Origin of the sequence: Tangfeifania diversioriginum (assembly GCF_900141875.1) — a bacterium.
GTDB lineage: Bacteria > Bacteroidota > Bacteroidia > Bacteroidales > Prolixibacteraceae > Tangfeifania > Tangfeifania diversioriginum.
This window is the reverse complement of sequence record NZ_FQZE01000011.1, coordinates 126,705-137,912: the sequence shown is the minus strand read 5'-3', so window position 1 is coordinate 137,912 and position 11,208 is coordinate 126,705. Positions and strand designations below refer to the sequence as shown.

Annotated in this window: 5 protein-coding genes; 2 read left to right on the top strand and 3 right to left on the bottom strand. The window is 38.0% G+C overall.

The genetic code is table 11. From position 1 onward, the window contains the following. Positions 1 to 213: 213 nt before the first annotated feature. Together fbaA and BUC07_RS09125 are read right to left on the bottom strand one after the other, a co-directional pair. Positions 214 to 1,293 carry a class II fructose-bisphosphate aldolase gene (gene fbaA / locus BUC07_RS09130; protein WP_073168576.1) on the bottom strand — a complete coding sequence of 360 codons (1,080 nt, stop codon included), beginning with the start codon at positions 1,291 to 1,293 and terminating at the stop codon, positions 214 to 216. Positions 1,294 to 1,437: 144 nt separating this feature from the next. Next, entirely contained in the window at positions 1,438 to 1,734 is a 297-nt protein-coding gene (locus BUC07_RS09125; protein WP_073168575.1) for a hypothetical protein, read from the bottom strand. Between the two features lie 397 nt (positions 1,735 to 2,131). Here BUC07_RS09125 and BUC07_RS09115 point away from each other — a divergent pair, with 397 nt between their 5' ends. Both BUC07_RS09115 and BUC07_RS09110 read left to right on the top strand, forming a co-directional pair. Next, a complete protein-coding gene (locus tag BUC07_RS09115) occupies positions 2,132 to 6,208 on the top strand; it encodes a right-handed parallel beta-helix repeat-containing protein (protein ID WP_083578180.1) in 4,077 nt (1,358 codons plus the stop codon). A gap of 219 nt (positions 6,209 to 6,427) precedes the next feature. Further along, positions 6,428 to 9,832: a T9SS type A sorting domain-containing protein gene (locus BUC07_RS09110; protein WP_073168571.1), complete on the top strand. Its 3,405-nt coding sequence runs from the start codon at positions 6,428 to 6,430 to the stop codon at positions 9,830 to 9,832. Between the two features lie 262 nt (positions 9,833 to 10,094). Here BUC07_RS09110 and BUC07_RS09105 read toward each other — a convergent pair whose 3' ends face one another. Then, a complete protein-coding gene (locus BUC07_RS09105) occupies positions 10,095 to 11,081 on the bottom strand; it encodes a hypothetical protein (RefSeq protein WP_139279521.1) in 987 nt (328 codons plus the stop codon). Positions 11,082 to 11,208: the final 127 nt, after the last annotated feature.

Genomic DNA, 11,208 nt, shown 5'->3' with positions numbered 1-11,208 from the left:
CCGGCCTCGACCGCGAAAAAGGGTACATCGGTTTCCTGGGGCACGGTTCACCGCTGAAATTCAGGAATATCAGGATTAAAGACTTAAGTGAATAAGTGTTAATTTGTTCTATATTTGAACGGGGTTTCCTTTCGGGAGCCCCGTTTTTTTGCATAAAAAAACCGCTCCCGGAAACCGAAAGCGGATTTTTTATAATATTATCTGTTATTTCTACTAAAGGCTGTTAACTGCATTCAAGTCTTCGAAAGCTTTCTGCAGGCGGGCAATCATCGATTCTTCACCTTTACGCAGCCATGCGCGTGGATCGTAAATCTTTTTGTTTGGTTTATCCTCCCCTTCCGGATTACCAATTTGCGTCTGCAGGTAGTCGTGTTTTTCAGCTTCATAAGCACGCACGCCATCCCAGAATGCCCACTGTGTATCGGTATCGATGTTCATTTTGATTACACCGTAATCAATGGCTTCGCGAATTTCTTCGTGCGATGAACCTGAACCACCGTGGAAAACAAAATCAACCGGGAAGTCATCATCGAGATTGAGTTTATCTTTGATGTATTTTTGTGAGTTTTTCAGAATCACCGGTTGCAATTTTACATTACCTGGTTTGTAAACACCGTGCACGTTACCAAATGAAGCGGCAACTGTGAAATTCGGGCTCACCTTTTTCAACTCCTGGTAGGCATAAAAAACTTCTTCGGGCTGTGTATAGAGTTTTGAGCTGTCAACATCGGAGTTGTCAACGCCGTCTTCTTCACCACCTGTAATGCCAAGCTCTATTTCGAGTGTCATACCCATTTTACTCATTCTCTCGAGGTATTTTTTACTGATCTCCATGTTCTCTTCCAGTGTTTCTTCCGAAAGGTCGAGCATGTGCGAGCTAAACAGCGGCTTTCCGGTTTCTTCGAAATGTTTTTCACCGGCATCGAGAAGGCCGTCAATCCAGGGCAGTAATTTTTTTGCTGCGTGGTCAGTATGCAAAATCACACGTACCCCGTAAGCTTCTGCCAACGCGTGTATATGTTTTGCTCCGGCAACAGCACCCAAAATGGCCGATTGCAGCCCTTCGAGTTTCAAACCCTTGCCGGCATTAAATGCGGCACCGCCATTGGAGAATTGAATAATAATTGGTGCATTGGCAGCTTTGGCAGCTTCCATTGCAGCGTTAATCGATGATGAACCTATAACATTTACAGCAGGGAGCGCAAATTTATTTTCCTGTGCTACCCTGAAAATGTATTGTACGTCGGAACCGGTTACAACACCCGGTTTTACAGCATCAGCTATTTTTTCCATAATTTTTACTTTTTAATTTATTGATTTCTTCGCAATTACATGTTTTTCCAAATTTACAATTTCAGTTGCGGTGCTGCAAAAATAGGTTGTTAACTATGATTAAATTCTTTATTATTTAATATTTAGATTAACAGCAGGCTCAAATCAGGTTTGATTCTTTTCTGAATTTGCGTTTTCAATCTTTTGACTGACAATATTTTCTGCTTCTTCCACTTTTTCTTCCACCTTTTCAATCCTGTCCTTTTTATCCCTGCGCTTTAATTTATCTATGAACTTTTTAAGAAAAGGAATTTCATAGGCCATTAAAAACAGGCCTGCTGCCAAAAACAGATAACCCAGCGGAATGAACGGAAAAAACATGAAAATTACTCCCAAGATGAAAATTATGAATCCAACCACCAGGCGGATGTATTTTATATGTTTTGGTTTAATGCGTTGCATTTGTATGCTAATCTCAATTGTTAATAAACCCCAGGGAATATGTTATCTAAAATAGCTAAAGCTCCAGTACTTTGAAGGTGTACAAGCACAAATATCCCTTTAGCAATGATAAAAAATAATTTTGAGCTGACAAAAAGATTGAAACACGGTTTACCGGCGGCCCAATAGCCAGTGGCGACAAATTATGATAAGCAACAAAACCAGCCACCCGCCCCAGCCCTAAAACTTTATGTGCAAAAAAAACCAGTAGAATGGGGAATTTTAACCATGACATCAGCATAAATAACTAAAAACAATCAGCATTTACAACCTCCGTTTTCAGCATGAAATCAGGCAATTAAAACATGATTACAATATAGATTTGCAGCGAATTTATCAATCATTAATTCGCTTTAAAATGAAAAGAACGCTATTAAATTATTACAATTTTACATTAAAGTCAAAAACAAAATCACACTTCAGGAATAATTCTTTGAGTTGGAAGAAAAGAATTTATTCCATTTTATTTTCAATGATCTTAGTTGCAAGTTTTACAATGGCTAATGCAGCAACTTATTATCTCTCTCCTACTGGTAATGACACATCAGGGGATGGCTCAATAGGTTCTCCGTGGTTTACGTTAAATAAGGCATGGACTGTAATTAAAGCAGGCGACACCATTTATTTACGGGGTGGAACCTATGAATATAATTCAAGACAAACTCTTTCTGGCAAAAACGGAAGTTCAGGTAATAATATTCATGTATTTGCCTACCCTAATGAAACTCCTGCCTTAACAAAATCGAGTTCATTTACTACCCCCTCATGGCCTGTTACATTAATTTATTTACAGGGCGATTACACCCACTGGAAAGGAATTGAAATTTTTGGCTTTGAGCAGGCAACTGCTACCATTTGGTATGGAATGTGTCTTAGAAACTCAAATAATAACATTTTAGAACAAATAAATAGTCATCACAACGGGCATGGGCTAATGATCAGAGATGCTTCAACTAATAATTTGGTTTTAAATTCTGATTTTCATCACAATTACGACCCATTAAATAATTATGGAGATGGGGATGGTTTAGAAGTTGGGTTTTTGGCTCACGGTTCTGTTAATACAGTCAGGGGATGCCGTTTTTACTTTAATAGCGATGATGGAATTGATTTGTGGAGTAATGACGGATATGTCACTATTGAAAATTGTTGGTCATGGATGAATGGTTACAGGGAAGATGGAGTAACAACCGGTGGTAATGGAGAAGGGATTAAACTTGGACAAACAACATCAGATTACAGTTCGGAATTTCTCAGAACAGTTCGGAATAATTTATCATTTTACAACCGTAATGATGGTATTGTCCAGAATGGGGCAAACTGTAAAATTTATTATTATAATAATACTATCTACAATAATGTAAATAGAGGAATGGAGTGGTGGACAGATTCTTTTGCAAATGTGGTACGGAATAACATCAGCTTTGGAAACGGAAATAGTAATTATTCAGGTGACATAACTAATGCAACAATAAACTATAATTCTTACCATGCAACATGGCAACCAACAGGCCCTGTTGCTTCCAGTGCCGATTTTGTTTCTATTGATACAACCGGGGTTTCCGGACCAAGACAAGCTGATGGCAGTTTACCTGATATAGATTTTCTTAAATTAAAGAGCGGTTCAGATTTGATTGATGCCGGGACTGATGTTGGTATTGATTATAACGGGACAACACCTGATTTGGGTGCTTATGAATATCAGGCAGCAGTTGCCAAAGAATACACGACAGAAGAAATTTCTATCTGTGAAGGCGAGTCGTACGAAGGATGGACAGTTTCAGGAGAATATGAACGTACCCTGACAGCTTCTTCCGGAGCCGACAGCTTAGTAACGACAATTCTTACAGTTCATCCGGTAAAATATATAACCGAGGATATTACTATTTATGAAGGAGGAGATTATCTGGGTTGGACTAAATCCGGTCAGTATGAGCGAACGCTTACTTCTTCAACAGGATGTGACAGTATTGTTACAACCAACCTTACGGTTATACAAACAATTCATACTACTGAAAAAATTGAAATCTGTGAAGGCGGGTCGTACGAAGGCTGGACAGCTTCGGGTGAATATGAACGTATCCTCACAGCATCTTCAGGGGCTGACAGCATTGTAACAACATTTCTCACCGTTAATCCGATAGAATACACCACCGAGGACATTACTATTTATGAAGGTGAATCATACGAAGGCTGGAGTGAATCCGGTCAGTATGAAAGAACATTGACAGGTTCTACCGGATGTGACAGTGTTGTTACCACCAACCTTACGGTCATACAAACAATTCATACTACAGAAAATATTGAAATCTGTGAAGGCGGGTCGTACGAAGGCTGGACAGCTTCGGGAGAATATGAACGTACTCTGACTGCTTCTTCCGGAGCCGACAGCTTAGTAACGACAATTCTTACAGTTCATCCGGTAAAATATATAACCGAGGATATTACTATTTATGAAGGAGGAAATTATCTGGGTTGGACTCAATCCGGTCAGTATGAACGAACGCTTACTTCTTCAACAGGATGTGACAGTATTGTTACAACCAATCTAACGGTTATGCAAAATAAATATACAACCGAAGACATTTCAATCTGTGAAGGCGAGTCGTATGAAGGATGGACGACATCAGGTCAGTATGAGCGGCTGTTAATTGCCGCAACAGGAGCCGATAGTACTGTAATAACAAATTTAACGGTAAATCCTGTTTATAATATTACTGAAGACATTACTATTTTAAAAGGAGAAAATTATTTTGGGTGGACAGAATCTGGCACTTATGAACGATTTTTAACGACTTCAACAGGTTGCGATAGTATTGTAACAACAAACTTGGTTGTAATGGACCATTTTATACCTACCTGGTGGGATGAAAATGGGCAGAACCACATGAATTTCTACATTGCCGATGCGAATATAAATGGTGTTGAACTTGAGGTTAATGATGAAGTCGCAGTCTATGATGGAGACCTTTGTGTTGGTGTGGCAAAATTATCTACCCCAATAAATTCGAGTGATGAAAGCACCTACCTTTTTGTTAAAGCTTCTCAGGATGATGGCAGTGGGAATGGATTCACTTCAGGAAACCGTATTTCATATAGAATTTGGGATTACAGCAAAAAAATTGAGGTACCTGTAACGAGTGTTACTTATAAAAATGATGTTTCGGAATGGATAACTTCCGGCAACTTTGTTCCCGGCGGTACATCTGTCATTGAAATTGGTTCAGGACAAAAGGAACAGGAGGTTGCCATTACCCAATATATAACCCTGGAAAAAGGATGGAACATCTTCTCATCCGATGTAGTACCAGATGTTTTGGGGATGGACACTGTTCAGGATAAAATTCAATCAATGGGATATTTAGTAAAAGTTCAGGACGAAGCAGGAAATACATACGAACGTCAGAATGCAAAAGATGGCTGGATCAATAATATTGGTGATATTCAACAGACCGAAGGATACAAGATCAGAGTTAAGTCGGACTGTGTTTTGGATATCACAGGACAGCCGGTTGCACTTCCTCTAAATATTTTCCTCAGAGAAGGTTCAAATTTAATTTCATTCCCATATAATGGAACTGTTGATGCCATGAAAGTAATTCAACCCTTAATTGATTCCGGGATTCTTGTAAAAGTACAGGATGAAAGAGGAAATTCGATTGAATATTGGGGAAATTCACTTGGTTGGATTAATGGAATTGGAAATTTTAATGCAGGAGAAGGTTATCTTGTCCAGGTAAACAAAAACGGTGAATTACCAATTTTGGGGGCATACGAAAAATCGGGGCTTTTAATAGCCAATGATTTGGAAACCGAACATTTTAAGGTTGATTACGAAGGTAATGGTACCGGTCACATGAATATAAATATTACGGGATTAGATAAACTTGATATACAGTTCGGGGACGAAATTGCAGCGTTTGATGGCACTGTATGTGTTGGAACGGTTAAAATAAGTGAACATAACATTGGCAACAATGTAGTGAGCCTGAATGCATCAGTTTCAGATGCGACTACTCAAAATGGGTTTACTGAAGGAAATACCATTGAACTTAAAGTATGGGATAAAGATAATAGTTCAGAACTTCAGATTCAATCAGATATTATAAAAGGGAATATGCTATATAAACAATATGGTAGTGTGTTTGTGCAGTTGAAGAATGCCATCTCAACTTCGATCAATACTTTTGATTTAATTGAGATCAACATGTTCCCCAATCCGGCTGATGACCAGGTTACTGTAAGCATCTCAAATCTTCCGACAAACGAAAAAACTGCTGTTGTCTTGTCTAATGTAGCCGGAGAAATAATTATTCGCCGCCAAGTATTTTCATCACGCGAAATATTGAACATCAGCCACTTGTCTCCAGGCATGTATTTTGTCAGGACCATCGTTGGTGAGTCTTCAGATGTAAAAAAACTCATGGTTAATTAACAGAAACGACGTTGGTTATCAAGTGTATAATAAACTAAAATTCCAAGGGTCCAGCTTTTTATAGCTGGACCCTTTTTATATATAAAACTCATCCAATAAAAAAAGTGATACAAATCAAATAAAACAAATAACCATAAATTTCGTTAAAAATTAGTACTACATAGAATCTAAATAATATTTAGTAATTTCGATGTGAGAATAATTTAATCAGCATTTATCATGTTTGATGTTTTAATAAATGAATACCCGGCTCCGGAAAGGGTTATCGGAAGAGTGATTAGGAATGGTATCATTTTAAAAATTGGAAAACATAATCTTTTTATTAGTGTTTTATTTCTCTTCTTTTTTGCAGTTTCGGCCAATGCAACAACTTACTATCTCTCTCCCACTGGAAACGACACAACGGGAGATGGTTCAATAAGTTCGCCGTGGTTTACTTTAAATAAGGCATGGAAAGTAGTTACAGCTGGTGATACTATTTATTTGCGAGGAGGAACTTATGAATTTAATTCACGGCAAACTCTTTTTGGCAAAAACGGAAATTCAGGTAATTTCATTCATATATTTGCCTATCCTGATGAAACACCAGTTTTAACAAAGTCGGGTTCATTTGTAACTCCCTCGTGGCCTATTACTTTATTGTATGTTCAGGGAGATTACACTCGCTGGAAAGGAATTGAAATATATGGATTTAGTCAAGCTACGAATGAAATTTGGTCTGCATTTCGATTTACAAATTCTAATAATAACATATTGGAACAAATAAACAGCCATCATAATGGGCACGGTGGAATAATTACCGGGAATTCAACAAAAAACCTGATAATCAATTGCGATTTTCATCATAATTATGATCCACTCACCACAGATGCTTATGGGAATGGGGATGGTTTAGAATTCCCTTATATAAATTATGGTACTGATAATACAGTCATGGGATGTCGATTTTACTTAAATAGTGATGATGGAATTGACCTTTGGGAAAATGATGGCTATGTCACTATCGAAAATTGTTGGTCATGGATGAATGGTTACAGGGAAGATGGTGTAACGCCCGGGGGTAATGGCGAAGGGATTAAACTTGGTAAAACAACGACAAGATACAGTTCTGAATTTCTCAGAAAAGTTCGGAATAATCTATCTTTTTATAACCGTAATGACGGAATTTCTCAGAATGCAGCAAACTGCAAAATATACTATTACAACAATACCTTATACGCCAATGGATACAGAGGACTGGAATGGTTCATTTATGCCAGTGCAAATGTGGTTCAAAATAACATCAGTCTTGGAAACGAAAATAGTAATTATTCAGGTGAAATAACTAATGCAACAATAAACAATAATACATACCATGCAACATGGCAACCAAAAGGTCCAGTAGCAACATCAGATGATTTTGTTTCTATTGATACAACCGGGGTTTCCGGACCGAGACAAGCTGATGGCAGTTTACCTGACATAGATTTTCTGAAATTAAAAAGCAGTTCAGACTTAATTGATGCCGGAATTGATGTTGGTATTGATTATAATGGGACAGCACCAGATTTGGGTGCTTTTGAATTTCAGGCAGCAGTTGCCAAAGAATACACGACAGAAAAAATTTCTATCTGCGAAGGCGAATCCTACGAAGGCTGGACTGTTTCAGGAGAATATGAACGTATCCTTACTGCTTCTTCAGGAGCTGACAGCATCGTTACCACGAGCCTAACAGTAAATCCAATCTATGATGTTACCGAAAACATCACAATTTTTGAAGGAGAAAACTACCAGGGATGGACGGAAAGCGGACAATATAAACGAACGCTTACTTCTGTAAGCGGCTGCGACAGTATTGCAACCACTAATTTAACATTAGCACTTACTAAAAACACTACCGAAAACATATCGATTTGCGAGGGAACCTCTTACGAAGGCTGGACCACGCCTAATAAGTATGAACGGATATTGACAGCCGCTTCAGGAGCTGACAGCATTGTTACCACGAACCTAACAGTAAATCCAACCTATGATGTTACCGAAAACATCACAATTCTTGAAGGAGAAAACTACCAGGGATGGACGGAAAGCGGACAATATAAACGAACGCTTACTTCTGTAAGCGGCTGCGACAGTATTGTAACCACTAATTTAACATTAGCACTTACTAAAAATACTACCGAAAACATATCGATTTGCGAGGGAACCTCTTACGAAGGCTGGACCACGCCTGGTAAGTATGAACGGATATTGACAGCCGCTTCAGGAGCTGACAGCATTGTTACCACTTATCTAACAGTAAATCCGACCTATGATGTTACCGAAAACATCACAATTTTTGAAGGAGAAAGCTACCGGGGGTGGACGGAAAGCGGGCAGTACGAAAGGACACTCACTTCTGTGACCGGATGTGACAGCATTGTTACCACTTATCTAAAAATAAAACAAGCACTGCCAACACTTACCCAATCCATACAACTGGATAAAGGATGGAATATTTTTTCATCTTATTTAAATCCACCAAACTCGAACATGGAGCATCTGCTTGAAAGCCTGCAAAAACAAAATCAATTAATTGAGGTTCAGGATGAAAATGGAAATACTTATCAAAAGAATGAAAATGGCTGGGAAAATAATATTGGAGAAATAAAAATTTCTGAAGGTTATAAAATAAGAGTAACCAATTCCTCCATGTTACAAATTCAGGGAGACTCAATATTATTGCCTCTAAATATTGAGCTTAAAACAGGTTGGAATATTATCTCGTTTCCTTATAACGGAAGTGTTGATGCTATGTGGTTTTTGCAACCCATAATCAATAACGGAATTCTTGAAAAAGTTCAGGATGAGAAAGGGAATTCAATTGAAAACTGGGGGACTTCAATTGGCTGGATAAATGGAATTGGCAATTTTACAGCGGGCGAAGGCTATCTTGTCCAGGTCAATAAAAATGGGTTGTTGCCAATACTTCATAACTATGAAAAATCAGCAGGTTTATTAGCTGATGAGCCAGAAACAAACTATTTTCATGCTGATTACGAAGGAAATGGTTTCGGCCACATGAACGTTAATATCACAGGATTAAACGAAACAAATCTGCAAGTTGGGGATGAAATAGCCGCGTTCGATGGTGATATTTGTGTTGGTGCCGTAAAATTGAGCGAAACAAATTTGATTAGTAACGTAGTGAGTATTCGCACTTCAGCTGCAGATAAAAATAAGACAAACGGATTCATTGAAGGAAACTCAATCCAATTGCGAATCTGGGATACTGTTAAAGATGAAGTTAATTCCTGCGTGACAAAAGTAATGAACGGAGAGTTAGTATATCAGAAACAAGGGAGCGTATTTGTTCGAATAGAAGAAAAAAAAAAGTATGAAATGAATGATTCAAACACACTGAAAGTTAATATGTATCCTAATCCTGCAAGTAACATAATCACCATTCATTTTTCCACATTACCTGAAAAAGGAACCAGAATTGAACTTACTGACATGACTGGCAAACAACTGATAATCCGTGAAGCGCAATCAAATCAGGAAATATTAAATATCCAGGAACAACCAGCAGGAATGTATTTAGTTAAAATTATTGCAGGAAAAAATTATCAGGTGAATAAGCTGATAAAAACTGAATCCCCATAATGTGAATATCATTTATAAATGATTCTGTCTGCCAGCTGGTTCACTCAGCATCACCTCTCCACCTATTATAACCACCAGTTTACAGCAAATTCCTGATACACTGCCTGCCCGTCCGGGCAGAAAATTCTTCCGAGGGAATCATTTTGCAGAGAGTGGAGACCCCACAACAAACAACTGACACACAAGCTAATAACAAGACAAAAAAAATACCGACAGCTCTACAGTTGCCGATATTTTCAATTTCACCGTTTATGCGATAGTGTTAAAAATTATAATAACTTATCCACCCCCATCGCTTAATACCAAAAGCATCTTTAAAAGAAGTGCTGTTTGGTAAAGGTATGGAAAATGAATTACTTACGCCTCCTTCATAACTTGACAATGGAAATTCCCAATATTTCGGACAAATGCCGTCATATTCATCATCACTTAAATAAGATTGAAGCCCATTCAAAGCCCCCACATAAACCCAAACGCCGGTAAGAGTATAACCCTCATTTGCTGTTACTTCAATCAACAAATTTGTTCCATCGTCGTCAACGTTAACCTCTCCGTAATAATTATACCAGCTACCTATTGGATATGTATCAGCGCCATCATAAACATTGGTACCCAAAAAAGAACACCAGTAGTCGGGGTCAAAGTCAATAAAAGGAGTCCCCTCTGATTCTCCAAAAAACTCCTCGCCTTCATCATTTACCATTCTTGCCTTAGTTGTAGTTATAAAATAATCACATTTGGCAAATGCAGTTTCTTCCTGACCGCCCTTCTTTACAACTGCATGCGCTACTACCAAATAACCATCAGCGCCTGGATCAACAATGTCGTCTAAAGGTATTGTAAAGCTTGCAGTTTCATCATACAAGCCGCTGGCTGAATAAGGGAACTTGCCAATTTGAACGGCTCTTTTATTTTTATTCATACAAGTTTTCTCAAAATCGTTCATATTCCCCACATAAAAATGAACTTCTGATATCATCCATCCATCCATGGCAACATATTCCACATAGAGGTAATCTTCATCGTGAGAATACACTACTTTCCCTGCATTCATATTCTTACCGGCAATAAGTTCGCAAACCATATTGTTTGATGCAGGAATTTCACCATTTTTTAATAAAAAATCAGCAGGAATTTCAGATTCCGGAGCAATAACAATTTCCTCCTTTGAGCACGAGGAAATAATAAATAGCACTGCAAAAACAGGCAGCAATACTAACAATCGACGAATAACGAGTTTTGTTTTCATAATAAATAAATTTAAAGTTTTTAATACCCCATTATATCTTCTATTAGAAGGTACAAATTTTAATTGAAATCATTTGTGTAATATTTCCACCACACCCTCCAATCCTGCTCGCAAAGCACTGAAAAAA

Bases quoted from the DNA above. Each gene is read 5' to 3' on its own strand.
- BUC07_RS09105 (WP_139279521.1), bottom strand. From the start codon at position 11,081: ATGAAAACAAAACTCGTTATTCGTCGATTGTTAGTATTGCTGCCTGTT.
- BUC07_RS09115 (WP_083578180.1), top strand. From the start codon at position 2,132: ATGAAAAGAACGCTATTAAATTATTACAATTTTACATTAAAGTCAAAA.
- BUC07_RS09110 (WP_073168571.1), top strand. From the start codon at position 6,428: ATGTTTGATGTTTTAATAAATGAATACCCGGCTCCGGAAAGGGTTATC.
- fbaA (WP_073168576.1), bottom strand. From the start codon at position 1,293: ATGGAAAAAATAGCTGATGCTGTAAAACCGGGTGTTGTAACCGGTTCC.
- BUC07_RS09125 (WP_073168575.1), bottom strand. From the start codon at position 1,734: ATGCAACGCATTAAACCAAAACATATAAAATACATCCGCCTGGTGGTT.